Origin of the sequence: Limnohabitans sp., assembly GCF_046052825.1 — a bacterium.
GTDB lineage: Bacteria > Pseudomonadota > Gammaproteobacteria > Burkholderiales > Burkholderiaceae_C > Limnohabitans.
Genome location: NZ_JAVLFP010000055.1, coordinates 15962 through 39566, shown reverse-complemented (window position 1 = coordinate 39566; position 23605 = coordinate 15962). Strand labels below are relative to the sequence as shown.

The 23605-nt window shown below is 57.6% G+C and carries 25 protein-coding genes and 1 pseudogene; 6 read left to right on the top strand and 20 right to left on the bottom strand.

Annotated elements, in window-relative coordinates; all coding sequences use genetic code 11:
- Both ACKWJN_RS09505 and ACKWJN_RS09500 read right to left on the bottom strand, forming a co-directional pair.
- On the bottom strand, positions 1-541 hold a 541-nt coding region (locus ACKWJN_RS09505), incomplete at its 3' end, for an ABC transporter substrate-binding protein (RefSeq protein ID WP_408596335.1).
- 19 nt (positions 542-560) lie between these two features.
- Positions 561-1355 (bottom strand): GntR family transcriptional regulator, encoded by a 795-nt coding sequence (locus tag ACKWJN_RS09500; RefSeq protein ID WP_408596333.1) that lies wholly within the window; start codon positions 1353-1355, stop codon positions 561-563.
- A gap of 149 nt (positions 1356-1504) precedes the next feature.
- Here ACKWJN_RS09500 and ACKWJN_RS09495 point away from each other — a divergent pair, with 149 nt between their 5' ends.
- Entirely contained in the window at positions 1505-2668 is a 1164-nt protein-coding gene (locus tag ACKWJN_RS09495; protein ID WP_408596332.1) for an ion transporter, read from the top strand.
- On the opposite strand, the gene ACKWJN_RS09490 is transcribed toward ACKWJN_RS09495, so the two are convergent.
- From ACKWJN_RS09490 to ACKWJN_RS09470, 5 genes are read right to left on the bottom strand one after another with little or no spacing between them, the layout of a single operon-like run.
- Entirely contained in the window at positions 2669-3853 is a 1185-nt protein-coding gene (locus ACKWJN_RS09490) for an acetate/propionate family kinase (protein WP_408596330.1), read from the bottom strand.
- The gene (locus ACKWJN_RS09485) at positions 3850-5277 is read right to left on the bottom strand and encodes a bifunctional enoyl-CoA hydratase/phosphate acetyltransferase (protein ID WP_408596328.1); all 1428 of its coding nucleotides are present in this window, start codon (positions 5275-5277) and stop codon (positions 3850-3852) included. The genes ACKWJN_RS09490 and ACKWJN_RS09485 overlap by 4 nt, the downstream gene beginning before the upstream one ends.
- Before the next feature lie 25 nt (positions 5278-5302).
- Positions 5303-6082 (bottom strand): enoyl-ACP reductase FabI, encoded by a 780-nt coding sequence (gene fabI / locus ACKWJN_RS09480; protein WP_408596326.1) that lies wholly within the window; start codon positions 6080-6082, stop codon positions 5303-5305.
- A 29-nt stretch (positions 6083-6111) separates the two neighbouring features.
- Positions 6112-7020 carry an NUDIX hydrolase gene (locus tag ACKWJN_RS09475; protein ID WP_408596324.1) on the bottom strand — a complete coding sequence of 303 codons (909 nt, stop codon included), beginning with the start codon at positions 7018-7020 and terminating at the stop codon, positions 6112-6114.
- A 25-nt stretch (positions 7021-7045) separates the two neighbouring features.
- Positions 7046-7573: an OmpA family protein gene (locus ACKWJN_RS09470; RefSeq protein ID WP_408596323.1), complete on the bottom strand. Its 528-nt coding sequence runs from the start codon at positions 7571-7573 to the stop codon at positions 7046-7048.
- A gap of 63 nt (positions 7574-7636) precedes the next feature.
- Between ACKWJN_RS09470 and ACKWJN_RS09465 the strand changes: the two genes are divergently transcribed.
- The 4 genes from ACKWJN_RS09465 to ACKWJN_RS09450 all read left to right on the top strand — a co-directional run bounded on the left by ACKWJN_RS09465 (position 7637) and on the right by ACKWJN_RS09450 (position 11395).
- On the top strand, positions 7637-8059 hold the full coding sequence (locus ACKWJN_RS09465; RefSeq protein WP_408596321.1) for an RNA-binding S4 domain-containing protein: 423 nt from the start codon (positions 7637-7639) through the stop codon (positions 8057-8059).
- A 267-nt stretch (positions 8060-8326) separates the two neighbouring features.
- Positions 8327-9262, top strand: coding sequence for a ParA family protein (locus ACKWJN_RS09460; protein ID WP_408596320.1), 936 nt, complete (start codon positions 8327-8329; stop codon positions 9260-9262).
- Positions 9262-9744, top strand: a complete 483-nt coding sequence (locus ACKWJN_RS09455) for a hypothetical protein (RefSeq protein WP_408596318.1) — start codon at positions 9262-9264, stop codon at positions 9742-9744. The genes ACKWJN_RS09460 and ACKWJN_RS09455 overlap by 1 nt, the downstream gene beginning before the upstream one ends.
- Positions 9745-9769: 25 nt before the next feature.
- Positions 9770-11395: an FMN-binding glutamate synthase family protein gene (locus ACKWJN_RS09450; RefSeq protein WP_408596316.1), complete on the top strand. Its 1626-nt coding sequence runs from the start codon at positions 9770-9772 to the stop codon at positions 11393-11395.
- Here ACKWJN_RS09450 and ACKWJN_RS09445 read toward each other — a convergent pair.
- From ACKWJN_RS09445 to ACKWJN_RS09410, 8 genes and pseudogenes are all read right to left on the bottom strand, one after another.
- Positions 11381-12655 (bottom strand): hypothetical protein, encoded by a 1275-nt coding sequence (locus ACKWJN_RS09445; protein ID WP_408596314.1) that lies wholly within the window; start codon positions 12653-12655, stop codon positions 11381-11383. The genes ACKWJN_RS09450 and ACKWJN_RS09445 overlap by 15 nt on opposite strands.
- Positions 12656-12657: 2 nt before the next feature.
- On the bottom strand, positions 12658-13086 hold the full coding sequence (locus ACKWJN_RS09440) for a hypothetical protein (protein WP_408596313.1): 429 nt from the start codon (positions 13084-13086) through the stop codon (positions 12658-12660).
- A complete protein-coding gene (locus ACKWJN_RS09435) occupies positions 13083-14573 on the bottom strand; it encodes an SPOR domain-containing protein (protein WP_408596311.1) in 1491 nt (496 codons plus the stop codon). Before ACKWJN_RS09435 ends, ACKWJN_RS09440 begins: the two co-directional genes overlap by 4 nt.
- 16 nt (positions 14574-14589) lie before the next feature.
- Positions 14590-15738, bottom strand: coding sequence for a flagellar biosynthesis protein FlhB (gene flhB / locus ACKWJN_RS09430; protein ID WP_408596309.1), 1149 nt, complete (start codon positions 15736-15738; stop codon positions 14590-14592).
- 1 nt (position 15739) lies between these two features.
- Positions 15740-16507 carry a flagellar biosynthetic protein FliR gene (gene fliR / locus ACKWJN_RS09425; RefSeq protein ID WP_408596307.1) on the bottom strand — a complete coding sequence of 256 codons (768 nt, stop codon included), beginning with the start codon at positions 16505-16507 and terminating at the stop codon, positions 15740-15742.
- Positions 16508-16513: 6 nt separating this feature from the next.
- Positions 16514-16782, bottom strand: a pseudogene (fliQ, locus tag ACKWJN_RS09420) (flagellar biosynthesis protein FliQ).
- 11 nt (positions 16783-16793) lie between these two features.
- A complete protein-coding gene (fliP, locus tag ACKWJN_RS09415; RefSeq protein WP_408596305.1) occupies positions 16794-17561 on the bottom strand; it encodes a flagellar type III secretion system pore protein FliP in 768 nt (255 codons plus the stop codon).
- A complete protein-coding gene (locus ACKWJN_RS09410) occupies positions 17551-17823 on the bottom strand; it encodes a flagellar biosynthetic protein FliO (protein WP_408596303.1) in 273 nt (90 codons plus the stop codon). Before ACKWJN_RS09410 ends, fliP begins: the two co-directional genes overlap by 11 nt.
- 134 nt (positions 17824-17957) lie before the next feature.
- Here ACKWJN_RS09410 and ACKWJN_RS09405 point away from each other — a divergent pair, with 134 nt between their 5' ends.
- On the top strand, positions 17958-18746 hold the full coding sequence (locus tag ACKWJN_RS09405) for a hypothetical protein (RefSeq protein ID WP_408596301.1): 789 nt from the start codon (positions 17958-17960) through the stop codon (positions 18744-18746).
- An 18-nt stretch (positions 18747-18764) separates the two neighbouring features.
- On the opposite strand, the gene fliJ is transcribed toward ACKWJN_RS09405, so the two are convergent.
- From fliJ to fliG, 5 genes are read right to left on the bottom strand one after another with little or no spacing between them, the layout of a single operon-like run.
- The gene (fliJ, locus tag ACKWJN_RS09400) at positions 18765-19205 is read right to left on the bottom strand and encodes a flagellar export protein FliJ (RefSeq protein ID WP_408596299.1); all 441 of its coding nucleotides are present in this window, start codon (positions 19203-19205) and stop codon (positions 18765-18767) included.
- A complete protein-coding gene (locus tag ACKWJN_RS09395; RefSeq protein WP_408596297.1) occupies positions 19202-20521 on the bottom strand; it encodes a FliI/YscN family ATPase in 1320 nt (439 codons plus the stop codon). Before ACKWJN_RS09395 ends, fliJ begins: the two co-directional genes overlap by 4 nt.
- A gap of 8 nt (positions 20522-20529) precedes the next feature.
- Positions 20530-21189, bottom strand: a complete 660-nt coding sequence (locus tag ACKWJN_RS09390) for a hypothetical protein (protein ID WP_408596295.1) — start codon at positions 21187-21189, stop codon at positions 20530-20532.
- Positions 21176-22576 carry a FliH/SctL family protein gene (locus tag ACKWJN_RS09385; RefSeq protein ID WP_408596293.1) on the bottom strand — a complete coding sequence of 467 codons (1401 nt, stop codon included), beginning with the start codon at positions 22574-22576 and terminating at the stop codon, positions 21176-21178. Before ACKWJN_RS09385 ends, ACKWJN_RS09390 begins: the two co-directional genes overlap by 14 nt.
- Entirely contained in the window at positions 22569-23603 is a 1035-nt protein-coding gene (gene fliG, locus ACKWJN_RS09380; RefSeq protein ID WP_408596291.1) for a flagellar motor switch protein FliG, read from the bottom strand. Before fliG ends, ACKWJN_RS09385 begins: the two co-directional genes overlap by 8 nt.
- Positions 23604-23605: the final 2 nt, after the last annotated feature.

Genomic DNA, 23605 nt, shown 5'->3' with positions numbered 1-23605 from the left:
GGATGATCATCACGGTGCGTGCAGGCTTGCCTGCAGCCGTGTTGAGCACGTGCAAATTGGCCACGGCCACTTCGGCGCACTTCTTGTAGCCAGGGCCAAAGCGGAAGGTGTTTTTCAAACCGCGCTCAACGATTTGATCGGCCACACCGACGTCCACCACGTGGGGCAGGTTGTACTTGGCGGCGGCTTGCGTGGTGGCCAAGCAAATGGCCGAGGCAAACGCACCGACGATGGCGCTCACACCCGCTTCGTTCATTTTTTCAACTTCAGCCGCACCCGCTTGTGGGGTGGACTGTGCGTCGCCCAGCAGGGCCTCGATCTTGGCGCCGCCCAGCGACTTGATGCCACCGGCTTTGTTGATGTCTTCAATCGCCATCAGCACGCCTTCGCGGCATTGCTGACCCGAGTAGGCCAGTGCACCGGTGACGGGGTGCAACACACCGACCTTGACGGTTTTGGGCTGCGCGCCGCCCACCAATGGAAATGCCAAAGCCGAAGCTGCGGCTGCCGACTGACCCATAAACTGACGACGTGAAGTCATGCTGTGCTCCTTTGAAAAATCAATGAAAGTTGGCCGATAACTCTTTGCTGACCCAGACCTTGGCATCGATGCTGCCAACGCGGGACAACTGCATTTGGTATTCGTAACGGTCCGGTCGATACAGCCCATGCAACCACTGGATGGGCTTGTCGTCGGTGTCATAAATCAAGCGGTTGACCGCCAGCAGCGCCGAACCTACGGCGATGTCCAAATGCTGGGCCATGTTGGCGTCGGCCAACTTGGCAGAAATGCTTTGTTGCGCACGCCCCACCTTGACGCCCGACTCTTCGAGCAGCATGAGGATGGGTTTTTGCGCCAGCTCTTTGCGCCCAAAGCCGCTGGCAATGCGCTCGGGCACCCAGGTGGTGATGTGCGACAGCGGGCCTTCTTTGGTGTGGCGCACGCGCTGGGCTTTTTGCACCCATTCACCGTCGGGCAACTGCAAGGCCATGGCCACTTCATGGGGTGCGGGCAAGCGTTGCACCGACAGCACCTTGACGGTGGTGCGCAAGCCCATGCTGACCAGGTTTTCCAGCAAACCGGTCAGACGCGCCTGTTGTGTTTTGGTGGGTTGATGGGTGGCGGCCTCGACCTGCGCCACGCTGCGCTGCAACAGCGAACGGGTGCCACGACCGGGCTCGCGGCTGATCAACCCCTCTTGGGCCAACTGCGCCAAGGCGCGTCGCACGGTGACACGCGCCACCGAGAACTGCTGCATCAGCGCCAGCTCGCCCGGCAGCCCTTGGGCAAACTTGCCTTCGTGCAATTGCTCACGCAGCACCAAGTAGACCTGGTGGTATTTGGGCAATGGCATGACAGCACTCATGGTCGGCGATGGTGAATCAGTTCTATTGACCTGTCAATAGGACATTTAGACAGAACAATCACCCAAGTGACCATGCACCCAAAAGCATTCACCTGCTTTGTCAGGGAAATGCAGTGTTGCCATGGCAAGATTTACGCATGAAGCTGCTCAAAAAACTCAATGTGATTGGGGCGCTGTATGCAGCGTTTCATTTCTTCATCACCCACAACAAGGGCCGCACCTTGCGCCAAAAGGTGTTCGCGTTGTTGCACCCCACGCCCACGTCGGGGCCTTTGCACCGCTACATCGACCATCTGATCATCTTGTCGGTGCTGGTGTCGGTGTTGAGCATCATTTTTGAGACCATCCCAGAAGTGCAGGCCTTGTTCGGTCCAGAATTCAAATGGCTGGAGGTGATCACGGTCACCATCTTCTCGATCGAGTATGGGGGCCGTGTGTACAGCTGCTGTGAGCTTCCGCAGTACGAACACCCCATCCAGGGCAGGCTGCGCTACATGATGACCGTGAGCGCCTTGATCGACTTGTTGGCCATCTCACCCTTCTTTTTGGACATGGTGCTGGACAAAAACTTTGACCTGCGCTTCTTGCGGGTGTTTCGCTTGTCGCGCTTGCTCAAGCTCACGCGCTACACCGGCACCCTCAACACCTTGTTCAAAGCGGTGCAGCGCGAACACCGGGTGTTGCTGGCCTCGGCCTTCATGATGATGCTGTTGGTGATCTTGACTGCGAGCCTGGGGTATGAGTTAGAGCACGACGCCCAGCCCGACAAGTTTGAAAGCATTCCGGCCACGATGTATTGGGCCGTGATCACCTTGGCCAGTGTGGGCTACGGTGACATTGCGCCTATCACGCCCTTGGGTCGTGCCATGACGGTGGTGATCAGCCTGATTGGCATTGGCATCTTTGCCATTCCAGCCGGTTTGATGGCATCGGCCTTCACCGACCAATTGCGCATTGACCGTGAGACCTTTGAGAATGAATTTCGCAAGGCCATTGCCGATGGCCGTTACTCCAGCGCAGAACGCCATGTGATGGACGCCGAAGCCGAGCGCTTGCACTTGTCGCCCCAAGACGTCAACCGCATCATCGAACGCGTGCACCAAGAAATGCGCAGCGTGGGCCACGACGTGACCGAGGGCCTGGACCCCGAGGTGATGATGGAGCGCTACCGCCAACAAATCAGCGCCTTGCGCAGCATGGCGCATGGCAAGAGTGCCGACCAAATTGACGCCTTGCTGCGCGACGAAGCCAAGTCGACCGCCGCAGAGCGGGCAATTTGGAACACCTTGCGCGACAAGTAATTACACCAAGCCCAAGGCTTCTTGCGCGGCCACGCGGCCCTCGTCGGTGGGAATGACCCACACCTCGATGCCGCTGCCCTCGGCATGGATGGCGCGCACCGCGTCACCGGTGGCAGCGAGGTTTCTTGTGTCATCCACCGACACGCCCAAGTAACTCAGCGCCTCACCCACCTGTTGGCGCAGCACCGCGTCGTGCTCGCCAATGCCACCGGTGAAGGCCAACACGTCGAGGCCGCCCACGCAGGCGCTCAAGGCGCCGACTTCGCGCACCACGCGGTGGGTGAACAAGTCAATCGCCAACTGGGCCGACGGCGAACCTGAGGCACGCAAGGTGCGCATGTCAGCGCTCTCGCCTGACACGCCCAGCAAACCACTTTGTTTGTAGAGCAGCTTTTGAATGGCGTCGTGGTCCCAGCCCTGCTCCATCAAATACAGCAACACGCCCGGGTCCAACGCGCCACTGCGCGAGCCCATCATCAAACCATCCAGCGCCGAAAAACCCATGGTGGTGGCACGGCTCTGATGTGCAGTGGTGGCACACACACTGGCGCCATTGCCCAAGTGGGCCATCACGGTGCGGCCCGCAGAACGCGGCGACACCTCTTGCAACACCTGGCTGACAAATTGGTAGGACAGGCCGTGGAAACCAAAGCGACGCACGCCGCGGGCGGTGAGTTGACGGTCGATGGCAAAGGTGGTTTCCAGCGGCGACAGGGTGCGGTGAAACGCCGTGTCAAAGCAGGCCACTTGGGGCACGTCAGGGAACGACTCGCTGAAGGCGCGCACACCCGCCAAGTTGTGCGGCTGGTGCAAGGGTGCCAAGCTGTTGAGCGTGGCGAGTTGTGTCAGCACCTCGGGCGTCACACGCACAGGGGCCGAGTACAACAAGCCGCCATGCACCACACGGTGCGCAATGGCTTGCAAGGGCACGTGGGCAAACTGGGTGGTGAACAAATGCTTCAACATGGCCAACGCCACATCAAATGCATCGTCACCCTCAGCCACGGGCACTGGCAACGAAGTTTTGGCTTGGCCAGGGGCCGACCAGCGGATGTGCGGTGCGCCACCGGGCTCTAAGCCTTCGATGCACCCACTGAGCTCGGCTTGTCCCACCGCCGTTGCTTGCACGGGGTAGAGGGCAAACTTCAGGCTGGATGAGCCTGCGTTGACGGACAAGATGCTCATGCGCTTTGGCTGCGGTTGTGGTGCGCGATGAGCTTGGCCAGCAAGGCTGACGCACTGCGCGTGGTGGCGGTGTCGGCACGGCTGGTCAAGGCAATCGGCACGCGTGCGCCCAACACCACGCCAGAGCCTGAAGCTCCTGCCAAGTATTCGAGTTGCTTGGCCATCATGTTGCCCGACTCCAAATCGGGCGCCACCAAGATGTCGGCCTGCCCTGCCACACGGGACACGATGTGTTTGATTTCAGCGGCATGGGGTGAGACCGCGTTGTCGAACGCCAAGGGACCATCGATCACGCCACCTTGGATTTGCCCTCGGTCGGCCATCTTGCACAACGCGGCTGCGTCCAAGGTGGAGGGCATGCTGGGGTTGACGGTTTCTACCGCTGCCAAGATGGCCACTTTGGGTTCAGCCACGCCCATGATTTGCGCAAACAAAATGGCGTTTTGCACGATGTCTGCTTTGTCAGCCAAGCTGGGCGCGATGTTGAGCGCGGCATCGGTGATGTACAAAGGCTTGGGGTACATCGGTGCTTCGAAACGAAACACATGCGACATGCGCCGCCCGGTGCGCAAGCCCGGCTGCATGACCACCGCGTGGATCAACTCGTCCGTGTGCAAGCTGCCCTTCATCAAGGCTTCGAGTTTGTGGTCAGCCGCCATTTGCGCCGCTACATCGGCTGCTGCATGGCTGTGCGGCACATCAATGACCTTGGCTGCTGAAATGTCGATGCCCGCTTGCTGGGCCACGGCGCGCAGTTTTTTCTCGGGGGCAATCAGCACCGCCTGAATCAGGCCCGCATGGTGGGCGTCCATCGCGCCTTGCAAGGAGTCTGCGTCACACGGGTGAACCACACCGCAGACTACCGGCTCCAAATGCGCGCCCAGCGCCAGCAAATGGGCATGGCGCGCTTCTGGGTCAAACAAGCTGATGTGCGGCGCATGGATGCGGGGAAGGCGCAGCTTCTCGGTGGGTGCCATGACACGGGCCACGCCGTAGAGCACGCGCTCGCCTTTTTGGTTGACCAACAAGCAGTCGAGGTCCACCGTTTTTTTGTCGTCTTGCTTGGCGGTGCAGGTCACCGACACCGTCAAGGTGTCGCCGATACGCACTGGCCGACTGAAGTGCAGGTTTTGCTCCAAGTAAATCGTGCCGGGGCCTGGAAACACCGTGCCCAACAAACTCGAGATCAAGGCACCGCCCCACATGCCGTGACCAATCACGCCGTGGAACAAGGTCGCGTTGGCGTATTCAGGGTCCAGGTGGGCGGGGTTGGTGTCGCCCGACACAGCGGCAAAGGCTTGGATGTCGGCCAAGGTCAAGGTGCGCACACTGCGTGCCACCTGGCCGATGACGATGCTCTCGTAAGGGTGGTTTTCAAGCCACTCGTTGTGTGGATCGTTGGGGGTGTCAAGGATGTCGTTCATGGCGTGCTTTCTGACGTGCTTTTTTTCAGGCCACCGCGTGGCTGCCTGCGTCGACATAAATGGTTTGCCCCGTCATGCCACTGGACGCGTCGGTGCACAAAAAGGTGCTGAGGTTGGCGATTTCTTGCAAACTCACCAAACGACGCAAGGGTGCTTTGGCGATGGTGGTGTGCATCAACTCGTCAAAGGCTTCAATGCCCGAGGCTGCGCGGGTTGGGATAGGCCCTGGTGACACCGCATGCACACGGATGTTTTGCGGGCCCAACTCCAGCGCCATGTAGCGCACCAGCGACTCCAACGCCGCTTTGACCGGCCCCATCAAGCCATAGTGCGGCACGGCTTCGTCAGCGCCCAGGTAGGTCATGGTCACCAAACTCCCGCCGTCGGTCATGTGCGGTACGCACAGTTGTGCCAAGGTGGCGAAGGAATGGCACGACACTTCCATGGCACGGGCAAAGCCCACGCTCGAACTGTCCACCACACGCCCATGCAAGTCTTGCAAGGGCGCCCAAGCGATGGAGTGGATGACAAAGTCCAGCCGGCCCAGTTTGTCGACGGCGTAACGCACCAATTTTTGCAGCTCGTCGGGCGTTTCGATGTTGCAGGTTTGCAAGTCCACGCCCAAGGGCTGGGTGAGTGGCTCCACAAACGGGCGGGCTTTGTCGTTCAGACAGGACACCACCAGTTCAGCCCCCATCGCATGGGCTTGTTGCGCACAACCCCAGGCAATGCTGTGTTCGTTGGCCAAACCCAACACCAAACCTTTTTTACCGTGGAGGTGGAACGCATGTGCAAGAGGGGTCATGGCAGTGCCGCAAACGCGGTCATAAGGAGTCAAGGGTTGAGCAACACATCCAAGCCACCTGCTGGCTCAAACCGTCCGTTTTTAAACTGCAAGCGTGTCGGCCCGATGAACACACGGTCCGCACGGCTGTGTTTGTCGTCACCCGGGTAGGCAATGTGGCGCACACCGTGCTCAACAAAAGGCTGAGGCTCCACCAATGCAGGCACTTGCCGCTTGGCCGTGTGCAACACCTGGTGGGCGTTGGTGAACGGCACCAAACTGACCAGGGTCATGATTTGGGGTGGCGCCAACACCAACTCGCCGTGCCAATAGCGGGTCAAAGCTTCACGCGGCGACAGCCAGACACTGTCGATGGCCTCGACGTTGTCGTGCACCGGCTCTTGCGTGTCGGGTAACACCGCCACAAAAAAGCGCGTGTCAAACCGTTTGTTGGTGATCGAGGGCACACGCGGTGTGATCCAACGCGACCAAGGCGCGAGTTGCTGGGTGTCGATCGACAAACCGGCCTTTTGAAGCAACTGCTCAAAACTTTCACCGCTGTGCAATTGCTGCTGCCAACTTTGGCGTTGACTGGCGTCGTGCAAGGGCACCTGGCCATCGCGTGCACGGGCATACAAAACACCGCACTCTTCCAGCGCTTCACGCACCGCGGCCACAAACAGCCCCGCCGCAGTGGGCAGGCTCAGGTCATCCTCGGCCAAGGCTTGATGCAGTTCAGCCGCCGAGCGGTCCAAGTGCTGGTGCAAGGTGTCGGCGCAATCGGCCGTGTCGAGCTTGCCCCCCGGAAAAACATAAGCCCCACCCAGCACGGCCGAGGCGGTGTGGCGACGCAACAAGAAAACTTCAACCCCGGTGGGATCAGAAGGTGTGTCTCGCAACAACACCAACGATGCAGAAGCGCGTGGGGGAGAGGTGACCTCTTCGTGATTAAGTTCCATCAGGCAACGTGCAAAAGCCCAGCCATCACTTGCTGGGGTAGGCCAAGTCGACGCGACGGTTCTTGGCCCATGCCGCTTCGTCGTGCCCAAGGTCTTGCGGTTTTTCGCTGCCCAAACTCACGGGCTCGGCTTGTTTGTCGCTCACACCATAGACCTTGAGGGCGCGCACCACAGCCTCGGCCCGCTTTTGGCCCAGGGCCAAGTTGTACTCGCGACCACCGCGTTCGTCGGCATTGCCTTCGGCACGAATGGCCAAGCTGGGCTTGCCTGCCAAGTACTTGCCTTGACGCTCAATCAACGGACCTGCCTCGGCTTTGACGGTGAACTCATCAAAGTCAAAGTAAATGCTGCGTTGGCTGGCAATCAAACTGTTGGGGTTGAGGTGATCGGCCACCACAGCGGCCACACCCGAAATGGGAGCCGATGTGCCTTTGGCTGCGGTGTCGGGGGCTTGGCCACTCAAGTCGCTGGTTTCGGCCAATTTGGTGGAGCTGCAAGCAGACAACAACACCAAGGCTGTAGCAGAAATCAAGGCAATGTAAGGGTTGGACATGTATAAATTAGAAGTGGAAATCAACCATGATTTTAAGTCGCAACGTCTAGACACAATATGAACATGCAACACACGCTTGACAAACAACGCTTGGACAAATGGTTATGGGCCGCACGTTTTTACAAAACACGGGGCCTCGCTTGTGACGAGATTCAAAAAAACCGCGTGGATGTGAACGAGCTCACCGCCAAGCCAGCGCGCGAACTCAAGGTGGGCGACCGCGTGACCTTGCGCCAAGGTCCCGTGACTCGGACCGTAGTGGTGAATGCCCTGATGCCCATGCGCGGTCCTGCCACCGTGGCTCAGACCATGTACCAAGAAACCGACGACAGCCTGCAACGCAATCTGGCGCAGCGTGAAGCGCGTCGACTGGCACCCGAACCTGCGCACAGCATGGAACATGGCCGTCCGACCAAACGCGAACGCCGCCAGTTGGACCAAGCGCACACCCCGTGGGACGAGCGCTGGAGTGCCTCGCTGGATTGATGGGTCAGGAAAGTGTTGTTTTTTCCGACACTTTTGAATTTATTCAAATAAATCAAGCACATAGGGAATTTTCTTCATATTGTTTCTTTTTTGAATGGGATTTACATTTTAAGTATTCATATTTTGGACTTCAAACGGGGGCCCCTCTTGAAACCCGCATGAACAAAGGCTTGTGGTTGTCACATCCGACAGGTAAATTCTGTTCCCCCGCTGAAAAAACTGGGTACGCACACAGCGCCCCCCAGCATCAGGGATCGGAGATGTTTCATGTCAACGTTCAAAGTTTTGGTCACCAGTCAAAAAGGTGGTGTGGGCAAAAGTACCGTGGCCGCCAACTTGGCTGCCTACTTGCGTCGACAAGGTCAAAGCGTGACCTTGCTCGACTTTGACACGCATGGCTCCTCCAGCACATGGCTCACCCGTGCCCCCCAAATTGGCGTGGTGGTGCAGCACCATGTTTTGCCGCTGGACCAGGGCGGCAACCGTCCGATCTTGGATGCGCGCCTGCATTTGCGGCGTGCGGCCAGCAGCTCTGATGTGGTCATCTGTGACCTGACGTGGACCGACTCCATTGCGGGTGAGTTGATGTTCGAGTACGACTTGGTGATCGTGCCCACCTCGGTCTCTGAAATTGAATTGGCGGCCACCGCAGGATTTTTAAGCCGTCATCGCTGGGTGTTCGACTCGGCCCTGCACACGCCCCCGACCCTGTTGGTGGCGCCCACTCGGGTACAAGCCGAACACTTGCACAGCGATGTGTTCTCCAAGCAGCGATTCCCCGTGAGTTTCATGTTGTCGCCCCCCATCTTGGAAGCGCAAAGCGCACGCGAGATGTTTGAACGCGGCTACCTGATGGATCTGGCGGACAACTGCGGCACGTCTTTCAACGCCTTCGGTCAAGCCGTCTGTGACGCACGTCAAGTGCGCAACGCAGCGCAGATCCAGGCACTCACGCAACGTGTCTCCACCCCTTTGCGCAGCAAACTCGGCACCCACAGCGGGGTGCTCAACATGCGTGCGAATTTGTTGAACACGTCAAGTTCGCTGTCGAGTCAGTACTCAATTTTGGGTCGGCACCGGGTGCAAAAAGTACGCCCCGATGAACCCATCAAACCCAGTGCCCCCACACCGTCCAACGGCATGAGTGTGATGGGGATCCCTCAATTTCTCAAACGCATGTCCATGGGCGTGATCAGCAAATAATGTCTGCAGAACCACAATTCTTGTCCTTCAAAGGACTCAAGCAATACAGCCCTGAAGCAGGTTGGGGTCAAGTGCACACCTTGAACACAGCCCCAACGCCCAAGCCGATGCCAGACAACGTTCCCACCCTGACCGAAACGCCTGAGCCTGAACTTGACCCTACGGCACCCGGTTTCGATGCCGCCATGGATGTCTTGTTTGAGAAGTTGCGCGCCAGCCCCAACGATCAGTTGACGCAAACCTGGCGCACCATCGCCGCTGAAGTGAACTTGCTGACACAACGCATGGCTTTGCAGCGTGAGTTGCAGGAGCGCTTGCATCGCATCGACCAAGACTTGAGTGACCTGCGCAGCACCATCTTGCACCACCTGCAAGATGTCGAACAAGCCGCCAACCAGCAACTCAGCACGGCCCGTCATCGCGCTGACATGTCGGCACTTGCACAATCTAAACTCGCTGCCAAACTCAACGCCGACCGATAAACCTCCCGCTCATCAAGGACGACGCATGCTGGACAAACTCAATCAGATCTATCCGGTGCGTTACACCGCATTCATCACCGCAGTGGTGGCCTTGGTTTTTACCTTGCTTGGGGCGGGCGTCTTGGGTTTGAGTGCTTGGTGGCCCTTGTTATTTTTAGCGCTGAGTGTGGTCGGCTTGTACGACTTGCAACAGCAGCACCATGCCATCTTGCGCAACTACCCCATTCTTGGTCACTTGCGCTTCATGCTGGAATACATCCGGCCCGAAATTCGCCAGTACTTTTTAGAGTCGGAAACAGATGCCGCCCCGTTTTCCAGAGCACAACGGGGTTTGGTTTACGCACGCGCCAAAAATGCCTCTGACAAACGCCCATTTGGCACGCAACTCGATGTGCGTGCGGTCGGCTACGAGTGGATCAACCACTCGATGGCCCCGTCGCAACTCACCAGCCATGACTTTCGCATCCAAGTCGGTGGTGCCAGCTGCACCCAGCCCTACAGCATCAGCTTGTTCAACGTCTCGGCCATGAGCTTTGGCGCCCTCAGTGCCAATGCGATCATGGCCTTGAACCAAGGCGCAAAGTTGGGTGGCTTTGCGCACGACACCGGCGAGGGCTCGATCTCGCGCCACCACCGCGTGCATGGCGGCGACTTGATTTGGGAAATTGGCTCGGGTTACTTCGGCTGTCGCGACGAGCATGGCCACTTCAGCCCAGAACACTTTGTCGAGAATGTGCGCTCACCCCAAGTCAAGATGGTGGAGATCAAACTCAGCCAAGGTGCCAAACCAGGACACGGCGGTGTGTTGCCAGGCCCCAAAGTCACCGAAGAAATTGCCGAGGCGCGTGGCGTGAAGGTGGGCGAAGACTGTGTGTCGCCTGCGGCCCACAGCAGCTTTTCCACCCCGGTGGGTTTGATGCAGTTTGTGCAGCAACTGCGTACCCTCAGCGAGGGCAAACCGGTGGGCTTCAAGTTGTGCATTGGTCACCCCTGGGAGTGGTTTGGCATCGTCAAAGCCATGCAAGAAACCGGCATCTACCCAGATTTTGTGGTGGTCGATGGTGCGGAAGGCGGCACCGGAGCCGCACCACTGGAATTTTCTGACCACATCGGCATGCCCATGCAAGAGGGTTTGCGCCTGGTACACAACACCCTGGTGGGCGTGGGCTTGCGCGATCAAATCCGCGTCGGGGCGAGTGGGAAAATTGTCAGCGCCTTCGACATGGCGCGTGCCCTGGCCTTGGGCGCCGATTGGTGCAACAGCGCACGCGGCTTCATGTTTGCCTTGGGTTGTATCCAAGCCCAAACCTGCCACACGGGCAATTGCCCCACGGGCGTGACCACGCAAGATCCGAAACGACAAATGGCTTTGGTGGTGCCCAGCAAAGCCGAGCGGGTGAACAACTTTCACAAAAACACACTCGAAGCGCTGCAAGAAATCATGCAAGCCGCAGGCTTGCATTCGCCCCAGGACTTGTCCACCAAGCACATCATGCGCCGCGTCACCGAAACACACACCCAGCATTTGTCAGAGCTGATCGACAACGTGGCACCGGGTGCCTTGCTGAACGCCGATGTGTCCCAGCTCCCTGATGTCTTTCGCGACTGGCCCACAGCCAGCGCCAACAGCTTCAGCTTAGGGAGTGCCTGACGTCGGCCCCGTCGCTCCCGAAGCGGGCACGCGAGGGTAACGAATCGGGTTGTCTTTGACCGCCACAGGGGCCAGCGCTGCTGCGCGGGCTCTCTCGGCTTTTTCAGCGGCGGCTGATGCAGCTGCCGCCGCTTTTTCAGCACTGGCGGCCGCAGCTGCCGCTTTGTCGGCAACGGCCTTCTCGGCGGCGGCTTTGTCTGCCGCTGCTTTTTGTGCCGCTGCGCGTGCCGCCGCTGCTTTGTCAGCCGCTTGTTTTTCTGCCGCCAATTGATCGGCCGATTTCTCTTGCCCTGAGCGCATGGCAGCTGCTTTTTCAGCGGCCGCTTTTTGCGAAGCCAAGCGCTCCGCTCCGGCTGATTTTTCGGCGGCCGCCGCTTTGTCGGCGGCTTTTTCTGCCGCTGTGGCAGCCGCAGCAGCTGCCGCGGCGGCCTTGGCCACGTTCATTTGCGCCTTGTCCTGGGCTTGGTTGGCCAAGTTGATGTCTTGCTTGAGCTTTTGCAGCTCGCTCAAAATGGCTTGCGAATTGGTGGCCGTGGCGGCAGGCGCTGACTTAGAGGAAGCCGCTTGCGCAAACACTTGCAACTTGCCGTCCAAAGACACCAACTTGGACTCCAGCGACTGGAGTTGCTTTTGCATGTTTTGGAACTTTGGATCGTTGACCTTGTTGCCTTGGTCTGCCACGTTGTTGGGCATGGACGAAATGGCGCGACCCAACTCTTCCAAGCGGTTGGCCACACGGGTTTGCGTGGTCACTATTTCTTCTTGCTTTTCGGTGATTTCGGAAAAGTCCGCGTTGGTCTTGCTGATCGAGGTGATGCTGGCATCCACCTCAATCACACGCTTGGCCATGGCGTAAATCATGGTGTCGAGTTCTTTGATCGACTTGGTCATCTTGATGGTGATGGCAAAGAAAATACCCATCGCAATCACCAGACATGCCACAAACGCACCCAGCATGATGCGTGACTGCAACACGTTCAGACGGTTGTAGTCTTGAATTTTGTCCATCACATCGCGCATCACCGCACTCACGTCTGCAGCGATGGTGGCAGACCGAGTGGACACTTCGGCAGAGTCAAGCACCACGGACGTCAGCTCTTCAATCTGACGCGCCATTTCATTGCTGTCTAAGGATGAGTTGGCCAATTCGGTCAAGCGCTGAGCAGTCGCCTCCACATCCAGAGAGGGCTGACTGGCTGTCGCGTCCACATCTGGGGTGGGCGTCTGCGCTTCGTTGTTGGTTTCTAGCGTATCCGCCATGTTCAGGCCTTTAATATGTCGGCGATGTGATCAAGCCGACTGTTTAGTTTGTGAATGTCATCCGTCAGAAGGTCAATCCGGTTTTGAAATTGCTTCTCCCATGATTCGACATGACGGGGCAGACCTTGAGGCATATCCGCCGGCACCCCTGAGTCAGCGGTGACCAAAACTGACGACGAGGGCACGGATGGGACTTCAACCGGAAAGCCTGAATCCGGCACTGGAGTGGCGTCACATTGCTCAATCAAAGTCGGAATTTGGGCCAATACTTCAGCTGAAATACCCAATGCATTGGCAGATAAGCCTGGCACGGTGAGTCTGGGCAAGCTCTCAGGCGCAGAAGCTACAAACGCAACGTTCTCTCCTGCCACCAAAGGCGAAGTAACGGACGCTTCATTTCGACCCGACGTTGATTCATTTGATGAACTCATGGGCGCTCAAATTGTGTTTTCAAAGACTGGCTGGTGCGCAACCAAGCTTTGGCCAACAAGGGGCTGGATTGCATATAAGCATCGGCTTCAGATTTGCTTGCAAAAGGGCCGGACAACAAAATAAAGTAATTTTGTTTGGCCCCCCCTTTTTTGCGTGGCGTCATGATGCGTGACTTGGCGTACAACTTATTGCTGCGTTTGAAAGCCAGCATTTCGGGCTCGGTGTCAAAAGCAGCCAGCTGAACCACATAGCTGTTGGCAGGCAACTGCTTGAGCCATTCTTCGTCTGTGCTGTCGCTTGGCGTTTTCGTTTCGACGGCTTGGGCTTTGGGTTTTTCTGCCGGCTTTTCGGCGGCTTTATCGGCCGCTTTGGCATTCGCACCGACGGCAGAAGCGCTCGCCGCTGGAACCATGACCGTCGGGCTGGGCGCACTGGCTGAGGAAGAGGCAGGAGAACTGGCGGCTGGACTTGCAGCGGCACTTGAAGCTGGCGTTGTTGCCACAGCGGTCGAAGGACTGCTGGCCGAAGAGGCCACCCCCTCAGCCGCACTGGCGGCAGACGCAGCCGCCTGCATCGCCTCAGCAGAGGCCAGGGCCTGCGCAGACAACGCAACCGCACTGGCCGCACTCTCAGAGGGCGTTGGCACTGCAGGTGTGCCACGCAACAGGTATTTCTTCATCAACTCGGCTTCGTTGACCAACACGTCGCGGTACAAATACCCAAACGCTCCGATCGACAACAACACCACCAAGGTGATCCAACCCCAGGGGGTGTTGCGCGCTGGACGCTCAAATGTCGCGGAGGCCTCAGGGGCTGCGGGTGTCGATGCCGTGGGCAGCGCCACCGCTTGTGACTCAGGCAACAGCACAGGCTCTTGCATGGGCGTGTCCTTGCCGGGCACACGCCAAGAAGGTTTGGTCGGCATATTCAACACAGCGTTGGCAGGCGCCGTGCTGTCTAAGGTCGGCTCAGCGTGATTGGCCACCCAATTTTCAAGTGGTTTTTTGACCTCGCCGGCTTGGGCTTCGACTTCCCATTGCAGCAAATTTTTACCAAAGGCATCGAGCTTGCTGCGGTAGCCCGCACTGCGGTTGAGCAACAAAATAACGCTGATATTGCCCGCAGGGAACCCATTGACCAGACGCGCCAGCAGTTGCAACTCGAAGTCTTGCATCAAGATCGAATCACGAAACACCAAGTAACGCCGCGGGGCATGCTTCTTGTCTTTTTCCAGCGCTTGGTTGAGCGTGAGCTCTGACAAAATTTCATTGAACTTTTTAACCAACTGCTCAGAGTTGGTCGAAGCACAAAATTCAATCTGTGTCTCGCCCTGTGCACGCAAACGCTCGTCGAACAACTTGCCGTAAAAATTGAGAACGGCGTCGTGGTCGCTCAGGACTGCCAAATTGAGGCTGCCTTCGGTCAACGACTTCAGGAGAATCTCAAAACGCAACCGGTCACCGGGGCTTTGGTAAGTGTCAGTCATGCGGGCAGTTCGGGTCTTAGGTGTTCATCAAGACGCCGTTGGCATCGAACTTCATCTCATCGGGGATGGACGGCGTGGGCTTGACCACCTCATGTCCCCGGCCATACGACTGGTTCAGACTGAACACATAGGCAATCACCTGCGCAACCGCGTGGTACAAAGCCTCTGGAATGGGGTGGTCTAACTTCGTGGTGAAGTATAAAGCGCGGGCCAGCAAAGGCGCCTCAAACAAATAGACGCCATGCTCCTTGGCTTCTTCACGGATGCGTGCAGCCAAGCCGTCTTCCCCTTTGGCCACCAACAGCGGGGCGCCGTCGCCGGTCGGGTCGTAGGACAGCGCCACGGCAAAGTGGGTTGGGTTGGTGATGACCACATCGGCATCTTTGACCTTGCCCATCATTTTGTTTTCTAAGATTTCACGCTGACGGCGGCGGATTTGACCCTTGACCTCGGGGCTACCCTCTGAGTTCTTCATCTCATCGCGCACCTCTTGCTTGGTCATCTTGAGCTTCTTGTTGAGTTGGTGGCGTTGCAGGGGCACATCCACCAAGGCCACCAACACCAGCCCCAGACTCAACCAAAAGCACGCATCCACGATGATGGTGCCGGAGACCTTGATGGCCTCACCCAAATCCATTTGTGAAATATTGGTCAAATCGTTGAGGTTGTTCATCACCGACATCAGCAAAATGGCACCCACCACCAAAAACTTGGCCAAGGCTTTGCCAAGGTTGATCAAAGCATCCATGCCAAACATGCGCGCCAAACCCGACATCGGGTTGAGTTTGCTGAACTTGGGCAGCGCCAAATGGGGGGAAAAGATAAAACCACCGGCCAAGGTGGTCGACAGCACGGCGATCACATACAGCACCGCCATCAAGGGCAGCACAATCAAAAACCCATCCACCATGGCACTGCCAAAAATGGCGGGCAACAACTCGGCCTTGTCGAGGGCGCGAGGTTCAAACGTCAACTGGGCCTTGAACAAGCCCCCCATTTTGGAGAACAGGTACTGGCCCATCATGGTGAAGAACAAGGTCGCCACCACCATCATGGCGGCGGGCGGCAGCTCTTGCGAGCGAGGGATTTGCCCGTCTTCACGGGCCTTGTTCATCCGCTGCGCGGTGGGTTCTTCGGTTTTGTCTTGGCCGCTTTCTTCTGCCATGTCATTCCCCTAAATAAGAGCGAAGCATCAGAAACGACTGCGTCCAGATCCACTGGATGCGCGCCACGTTGTTGCCCATCGACATGATGAGGATCACAAAACCCATCAAAATCAAGGCAGGAAAACCGACCGTGAAAATATTCAAACTCGGCGCCGCACGGGCCACAAAGCCCAGGCCGATGTTGATGAACAACAAAGTCATCATCACCGGCAAAGCAATCAACAAAGCGCCCAAAAACATCATGGCGCTCCAATGGATCATCTTGCCCAACATGTCTTGCGAGAAAAATTCTTGCCCAATGGGCAGCAACTTGAACGACTCCAGCACCAGGCCAAACACGATCAAGTGACCGCCCATGCCTAAGAAAATCAAGGTGCCCATGATGTTGAAAAAAGCAGACAACACGGGCACGTTGCCCATGTTGGGGTCAATCATGTTGGCGATCGTCAAACCCATCGAAGCCGAGGCCGCCTGACCCGCGACCACCAAAGCCGCCGACGCCACTTGAAACACCAGGCCCATGGTCAAGCCAATCAAAATTTGGCGTGAGATCTCCATCAGGCCTTCGGCTGTGAGGGGGTCGATGCGTGGAATGTCAATTTGCTGGGTGACCACAAAAGCCATCGAGAAGGCCAACAAAATGCGAATGCGCATATTGACCGCACGCATTGAAAAAATCGAGGTGAATGCCAAAAACGCAGACAGGCGCAACATCGGCCAAATGACGACCAAAAATTTATCAAGGATGTCGATGAGCGCGAGGTTCATGGTGGTTCACATGAACAAACTGGGAATACGGGTGAAGATGCCCTTGGTGTAGTCCACCATGTGTTGATCATCCAGCCACCGGCCACCGACATGGTCAAACCCACGGCCAAAATTTTAGGAATGAAACTCAAGGTCTGTTCGTTGATCGAGGTGGCGGCTTGAAAAATACCCACCACCAAACCCACGATCAAACCCACGCCCAGCAAAGGCCCCGAGATGATCATCGTCATCCACAAGGCTTGGCGGGCCAAATCTACAACGGCTGCACTGTCCATGGGTCTACTCCTTAAAACACAAAGCTATTGGCCAGTGACGCCATCAAAAGCGTCCAGCCGTCGATCAACACAAACAGCATCAACTTGATGGGCATGGAAATGATCATGGGCGAGAGCATCATCATGCCCATCGACATCAACACACTGGCCACAATCAAATCGATCACCACAAACGGGATGTAAATCAAAAATCCAATGGTGAAGGCGCTCTTGATTTCCGACGTGATGAACGCAGGCATCAGCGTGGTGAACGGCACTTGGGCCGAACTCTCCAGCTCGCGGCGGTTGGAGATTTGCATGAACATGGCAATGTCGTCTTCACGCGTTTGCTTCATCATGAAGTCACGCACCGGCACTTCGGCTTTGATCAAAGCCTTGTCAAAGTCGAGGTTGCTGTTCATGTAAGGGCCAATGGCCTCTTTGTACACCTGCTCAAACACCGGTGACATGATGAAAAAGGTGAGGAACAAGGCCAAGCCCACCAACACGGTGTTGGGGGGCGTTTGGGCGGTGCCCAAGGCTTGGCGCAAGATAGACAACACGATGATGATGCGCACAAACGAGGTCATCATCAGCAACATGGACGGCAGCAAGGTGAGCGTGGTCATCAAGCCCAGCAATTGCAAGCTCATGCTGTACTGCTGACCGGCTTTGCCACCGCTCACATTGACCAACGGAATGCCCTGTGCGTGCACCAGGGTGGGCAAAGTCACCATGGCCAGCAACAGCACAGCCAAGATCACATACAAGACTTTGCGAACAATCGGTTTATGCCACATGGTCAGCTCCTTGGGTCCATGCGTGCAGGGTTTTGACCTCACCGGGGCTGACACTGGCGAGCACCATTTGCCCGTCCACCTGAATCAGCACCATCTTGTGTTTCAAGCTCAAAGGCAAGGCCTCCAGCACCTGAATGCGACGCTCAGACTGGCCAAGCGGTCCGAGGTTTTTGTTGCGTTTGACCCACCACCAAGCGCCCAGCAACAACAGCATCACGCTCAGTGTGCTGGCGAGGAACTGTGTCCAATTGAAACTTTGCATGCTGACTTCCTTGGCGACGTGACGGTTTATTGACACTTGGAGTGCCTGAGCACAATGACTTGCAATGGTTGTGCCAGCTTGGCCGACACCTGGGTCATGGTCGATTCATGAGGCACGGGCGGTATAGTGCTTTCATGACCAAGCGCCATGCCCTCCCCGCTCGTGCACTGCGGTTTTTGCGCGACCTCTGGCATGCCGGTGGCACCGGTGGTCTCAGCTGGCATGTGCATGCATGCTGCACGCGCGTGCCTTGGCAAGCCACCGTCGCACAACTTGAAAGCGTCCTGAACCAGTTCACACCAGGGTCTTCGCATTTGCTGCTGATCGGTGCCAGTGCCGGTTGGATGCTGCCGTCGAGTTGGTTGCAACGTTTCAAGCACATCGACGCCTACGACATCGACCCTCTGGCGAGTCGTTTGTTTGACTGGCGGCATGGCCACATGCTGCGTTCACAGGGCATCTGCGTGCAGCACCACCGACAAGACGCTTTGCACACACTGAGCGAGTTGCTGAACCGACACCCCCAAGCCTGCGTGTGGTTTGACAACCTGCTGGGCCAACACCGCTACCGCGTGCGCGACGAGATTCAGGCAGAGCAAGACATTGCGGCCTTGAAAGAAAAGTTACAGGGCCGTCACTGGGGCAGCGTGCATGACCTGTACTCGGGTCCGACCCACGACATGCAGTGGACCCGTCGCATCGCAGCTTTGACGCGTGCAGGTGTGGACAACAGCCGCATCGACAGCCAGCACGCCCAAGACTTGTTGCGCGAGGTGGGCGCCAAGGGCGTGTGGGTCGACCACCTCACCTGTCAGGTGTTTCCTCAAAACACCACCACCACACTGATTCCCTGGGCTTTCAAAGACCGGTATTGCCACTGGCTGCAGATGGGCTGGGTTGCGCCCACTCCAGCCACACGATGAACTGGCAAGCGTCTCGCTTCAAGTCTTGAGGTTGTAGAGCATGACGCCGGCCGCGTCCATCTCACGCTGCTCGCGTTTTCTGGCGTGGTCCCGCACGGCTTTGAGGTCTTGCTCCAACAAAGTTTCCATTTGGATGCGCTTTTGCTCTGCCGCACGCAAAGCCATTTGGGCGATGGCCAGTTGCTGTTCGGCCGTGAGCAAGTCTTGGTCAACCCGTGCAATCAGCGCTTGCAGTTGTTGCATGAAGCCCCGAAAGTTCAAGGTCTCTGCCATGCTGTGGAGTTTTTTTTCAGCCTCCAGCGAACGTCGAACGTAGTCTTGGTAAAGCATGGCCATGCGGGCACGACTTTGCTGCAAATGGACCACGCGCTGGCGCGCTTTGGTGACGTCAGCATGCGCCTCGTCGCACTTCTCTTTGGCTTTTTTGGCCAACACCGGCCAGGCGGCACGCGGCTTCATGACAGCAGGTGACGCAATTGCAGACGGGTGACGTCGTAGTCTTCACCCAGGTGCATGTCTTGGCGCAAAAACATCACCATCGCATCGCGCAAACGGATGGCCTCGTCCAACTCTGAATTGGTGCCTGCCTCATAAGCACCGACTTGCACCAAGTCAGCGTTTTGTTGGTAGACCGACCACAAACGACGAAACTTGTTGGCTTGGCGCAAATCGTCGGCATCGACCAGGGTTTGCATCACCCGTGAGATCGAACCATTGAGGTCAATCGCGGGGTAATGCGCTTGGTCAGCCAAACGACGCGACAACATGACCTGACCATCCAGAGACGCGCGGGCAATGTCAACAATCGGGTCCGAGGCGTCATCGCCTTCGGCCAACACGGTGTAAATCGAGGTGATCGATCCGTGTCCGTGCCGACCTACGCCACCGCGCTCAATCAAATTGGGCAACAAAGCAAACACGGACGGCGGGTAGCCTTTGGCCGTGGGTGGCTCGCCAATGGCCAAACCAATTTCTCGCTGGGCGTGGGCCACACGGGTCAAGCTGTCGCACAGCATCAAGACGTTTTTGCCTTGGTCGCGGAAATACTCGGCCACCACATGGGTCATGTGGGTGGCTTTGAGGCGCAGCACAGGCGAGACGTTGGCAGGGGCTGCAATCACCACCGACTTGGCCAAACCTTCAGGGCCGAGAGACTCTGCAATGAAGGCTTGCACCTCACGGCCGCGCTCGCCAATCAAACCAATCACCACCACATCGGCCTTGGTGAAACGCGTCAACATGCCCAACAGCACGCTCTTGCCCACGCCAGACCCGGCCACCAAACCAATGCGTTGGCCGCGACCAATCGTCAACACGCTGTTGATGGCCTTGACGCCGACATCCAAGATGGTGTCGATCGGGCCGCGCTCCATCGGGTTCAACGGGCGCCCTAACAAACTGAGTTGATCCGGCAACTCGGGCAGTGGGCGGCCATCCAGCGGTTGGCCACGGCCGTCGAGCACACGTCCCAGCAAGCCATCGCCCAGGCGTACTTGCGCCGAATGGCTCATCACACGCACCCTGTCACCCGGTCCCACACCGACGGGGTCGGTGAAGGGCATCAGGTACAGGGTCTTGTCGTTGAAACCCACCACCTCGGCTTCGACGCGGTGGCCGTTTTGTCCCAACACTTCGCAACACGCGCCCAGGGGCGCCATGATGCCGCGCGTCTCCAGCGTCAGACCGACCAAACGCACCAACGTGCCACTGGTGCGTGGCGAGGGCGCATGCAGCTTGGACAAGCTGTGTTGGACTTCTTCTGAAAAATCGAGCATGGGACGAATTATTTGGTTTGAATCATGTCGCGGATCACAGCAGCCACACGGCTTTGGTCTTGATGCACCACCATGCGCACCACCGTCACTTTGTCTTCGTAGCTCTTGGCATTGTTCAACAGTTCTGGCGGAATCGCGGGCTTTTTCGCATTCCTTTGTTCCTGCTTCATGCGCTCTTTGATATCTGCCAAGGTTTCGCCTTCGCGAATTTCAATTTCGCCTTCACCCAAAGCGACAGGCTCCACTCCGCCCTCTGAAGCGAGCGCATCGGCAGCATCTGTCGAGTCGACATCATGGGCCAAGGGCTGCCCATTGGCGTCTAGCGATGGTGCTGCTTCTTGCGTCGCAGTGTCTTCTGGTTGATCTTGTGATGGCGCATCAGGCTGCACCAACTCCGGCTCTGGCTCAGGCAGGGGCTTGGGCTGTAAACGCGGTGGCAACTCCAGCAACAACTGCTGATAGCGAATTTGGTTGCTTCGTTTGGCCTCTTCTTCGTAGGACCGACGCTCGAGCTCGCTGTACATCGCGTCAAGCAAGGCTTGTTGTTCCGCGTCGGTGTAGATGGGATTTCCAACCACATTGAGCACCAAGGGACGGACCACGGTGACCAAGACCACCATGAAAATCATGCCCATGAGCATGGTGTTGAGGACGTCAGGCAGGATCATCGTCGTGCTCCGGTTGGTCTGTGTGAAGTTCTGGCGGCGCGAGCACCGAATTTTTTTGCCAGGCGGGGACATCCGCCAACAAGTTCTTGGCCAAGGCCTGCAAACGGTGTTCGACCAAGTCTTCCACCACCATGTCGTTGGCAAACACACGCACGCTGCCCGGGTGCAACTCTGGCACCGCTTCCAGACGTAGGCCTTCTAAAAAGTCTCCGCCTTGGGCTTGCAGCCGTTTCTTGTCGTCTGGATTGAGCTCGACCACCACCCCATCTTGCAAGGGATGGCTCACCTCGTCCAAGCAATGTTGAATCAGTCGTTCAACCGCCTTGCTGGAGTGGCTGAGTTCGCCCAGCACCAATTGCTCGGCCAAATGCACACTCAAGCGTTTGAGTGGTTCAAAAAATTGCTTCGGATCGGCCATCAAGGCCTTCAAGTCTTGCGTCACCTGCGCCAACACCGCACATTGATCGGCCACCTCTTGGGCCATGGCCTCCCGTGCCTCTTGGGCACCTTGGGCCATGCCCTCTTCGCGTCCTTGGGTCAGTCCTTGGGCCAAACCTTGTTCAAGTCCTTGGGCCATGCCTTGCGCCACGCCCTCGGCAAATTTGTCTGCCTCACGCTGGGCTGCGACTTCAGGGTCCAATCCCTCGGCCTGTGCGGGCACCTCAGCGGGTTGGGGTGCAGATGCATCGACGGACCCATCAGCGGCCATGTCTTCGCTTGCAGCCTGCACCTCGGGCTCGCTGTCTTGCTCGCCCTCGGGTTCGTCTTGTGTGGTGGCCTCGGATGCATCGGCATCGTCTGCAACATCTGCATCAGCTTCGTCTGCGCTGGCCTCTGACGCATCAGCGTCCAATGGGGGCAGTGTTTTGGCATCCGGTTCTTGGTCTGACAGCAAAACGTCTTGAGCAACCAGTTCTTTGGCCGTGATCACTGCTTGCGCCGATGCGTCTGGGTTTGCCTGCGCGTCCGTTGGCAACGTCGCCTCGTCCTGCGGAGCAACGACCACAGGGGGCGTGACTGCCTGCGCTGTTGGGTTTTTTTTACCGGTCACGCTTTCGTATACATCGGGCACGAAAGGCAAATGTGCATTGGTGGAAGAACTCTCTTGCGAGGCGTTTTTCTCCTCGGCAAAGTCTTGCAGCTCATGCTCGTTGTCCAACAACGCCCAAGCTGTCTTGGCTTGGTGTGTCAAGGGCAAGGGCATGGCTTCGTAGTGGTCGACGTCAAAGCCTGAGCTGCGCACGGGCATGCCACTGTCAGCAAAGGCTGCCGGCGCCTCTTCGGTCCAACGGGCCGCGCTGAAAGCGAGGTCTTCACGTGAAGACCCCACATAGCTGCTGGCCTGCCAGGGTTTGGCGGGTCGCAAAGGACGCGGTTGGTTAAACAAAATCCGCGCCTCCCAACATCAGCTCGCCCGAATCGGAGAGCTTGCGCGCCATGCGCATGATTTTCTTTTGGGCCGCTTCCACATCCGACATGCGCTGGGGGCCTTTGGCTTCCATGTCGTCGCGGAACATGCCGCGTGCACGCTCGGACATGTTGTCGTAGAAACGGTCTTGACAGCCCGCACTGGCACCCTTGAGGGCCATCATCAACAAATCGGGTTCGACCGCGCGCATGAGCACCTGGATGCCCTTGTTGTCCACGCTGATCAAGTTCTCGAAGGTGAACATGTTGTCTTGGATCTTGAGCATGATGTCTGGGTCCAGCTCGTTCAAGCCGCTCATGATGCTCGACTCCAACTCGGTCTTGGTCAAGTTCATGATCTTGGCGGCCGCTTGCACGCCACCAAAACTCGACGATTGCGCCGATGCACTCTTGGAGAACTGCATCTTCATGATCGCTTCCAATTCGGCCATGGCCGAGGGTTGCACCGTGTCCAAGCTGGCGATGCGTTGCAGCACTTCAGGTCGAATCGCGGGGTCGAGGTAAATCAACACATCGGCAGCCACCTCAGGCTCCAGCAGCGACAAAATAATGGCCACCACCTGGGGGTGCTCGACTTTGATCATGTCGGAAATGCCGCGTGCATCCATCCAGCTCAAGATGTCCAAGCCCTTGGTCCCTTGTCCAGGCATGATGCGGCCCAGCACCGAAGCAGCTTTGTCGTCACCCAGGGCACGGCGCATCACGTTTTCAACATAGTCGGTGTTGCCCATGCTCAGCGTCGATTGCTTTTTCAAGTGTTCGACAAACTCGTCGAGCACCACGTTGACGGCTTCTTGCGAAAAGTTGGCGACAGACACCATGGCTGCGCCCAAAGCTTGAACCTCTTTGGGATTTAAAAACTTGATGATGTCTGCGGCTTGTTCTTCGCCCAGCAGCAACATCAACACGGCAGCCCTTTGCGTGGATGTGATGTTGGCCAATTCGGCGCGCAGCGCCTCTGTCATCACCATGTCGTTGTCAGCCATGA

Bases quoted from the DNA above. Each gene is read 5' to 3' on its own strand.
- ACKWJN_RS09500 (WP_408596333.1), bottom strand. From the start codon at position 1,355: ATGCCATTGCCCAAATACCACCAGGTCTACTTGGTGCTGCGTGAGCAA.
- ACKWJN_RS09495 (WP_408596332.1), top strand. From the start codon at position 1,505: ATGAAGCTGCTCAAAAAACTCAATGTGATTGGGGCGCTGTATGCAGCG.
- ACKWJN_RS09490 (WP_408596330.1), bottom strand. From the start codon at position 3,853: ATGAGCATCTTGTCCGTCAACGCAGGCTCATCCAGCCTGAAGTTTGCC.
- ACKWJN_RS09485 (WP_408596328.1), bottom strand. From the start codon at position 5,277: ATGAACGACATCCTTGACACCCCCAACGATCCACACAACGAGTGGCTT.
- fabI (WP_408596326.1), bottom strand. From the start codon at position 6,082: ATGACCCCTCTTGCACATGCGTTCCACCTCCACGGTAAAAAAGGTTTG.
- ACKWJN_RS09475 (WP_408596324.1), bottom strand. From the start codon at position 7,020: ATGGAACTTAATCACGAAGAGGTCACCTCTCCCCCACGCGCTTCTGCA.
- ACKWJN_RS09470 (WP_408596323.1), bottom strand. From the start codon at position 7,573: ATGTCCAACCCTTACATTGCCTTGATTTCTGCTACAGCCTTGGTGTTG.
- ACKWJN_RS09465 (WP_408596321.1), top strand. From the start codon at position 7,637: ATGCAACACACGCTTGACAAACAACGCTTGGACAAATGGTTATGGGCC.
- ACKWJN_RS09460 (WP_408596320.1), top strand. From the start codon at position 8,327: ATGTCAACGTTCAAAGTTTTGGTCACCAGTCAAAAAGGTGGTGTGGGC.
- ACKWJN_RS09455 (WP_408596318.1), top strand. From the start codon at position 9,262: ATGTCTGCAGAACCACAATTCTTGTCCTTCAAAGGACTCAAGCAATAC.
- ACKWJN_RS09450 (WP_408596316.1), top strand. From the start codon at position 9,770: ATGCTGGACAAACTCAATCAGATCTATCCGGTGCGTTACACCGCATTC.
- ACKWJN_RS09445 (WP_408596314.1), bottom strand. From the start codon at position 12,655: ATGGCGGATACGCTAGAAACCAACAACGAAGCGCAGACGCCCACCCCA.
- ACKWJN_RS09440 (WP_408596313.1), bottom strand. From the start codon at position 13,086: ATGAGTTCATCAAATGAATCAACGTCGGGTCGAAATGAAGCGTCCGTT.
- ACKWJN_RS09435 (WP_408596311.1), bottom strand. From the start codon at position 14,573: ATGACTGACACTTACCAAAGCCCCGGTGACCGGTTGCGTTTTGAGATT.
- flhB (WP_408596309.1), bottom strand. From the start codon at position 15,738: ATGGCAGAAGAAAGCGGCCAAGACAAAACCGAAGAACCCACCGCGCAG.
- fliR (WP_408596307.1), bottom strand. From the start codon at position 16,507: ATGAACCTCGCGCTCATCGACATCCTTGATAAATTTTTGGTCGTCATT.
- fliP (WP_408596305.1), bottom strand. From the start codon at position 17,561: ATGTGGCATAAACCGATTGTTCGCAAAGTCTTGTATGTGATCTTGGCT.
- ACKWJN_RS09410 (WP_408596303.1), bottom strand. From the start codon at position 17,823: ATGCAAAGTTTCAATTGGACACAGTTCCTCGCCAGCACACTGAGCGTG.
- ACKWJN_RS09405 (WP_408596301.1), top strand. From the start codon at position 17,958: ATGACCAAGCGCCATGCCCTCCCCGCTCGTGCACTGCGGTTTTTGCGC.
- fliJ (WP_408596299.1), bottom strand. From the start codon at position 19,205: ATGAAGCCGCGTGCCGCCTGGCCGGTGTTGGCCAAAAAAGCCAAAGAG.
- ACKWJN_RS09395 (WP_408596297.1), bottom strand. From the start codon at position 20,521: ATGCTCGATTTTTCAGAAGAAGTCCAACACAGCTTGTCCAAGCTGCAT.
- ACKWJN_RS09390 (WP_408596295.1), bottom strand. From the start codon at position 21,189: ATGATCCTGCCTGACGTCCTCAACACCATGCTCATGGGCATGATTTTC.
- fliG (WP_408596291.1), bottom strand. From the start codon at position 23,603: ATGGCTGACAACGACATGGTGATGACAGAGGCGCTGCGCGCCGAATTG.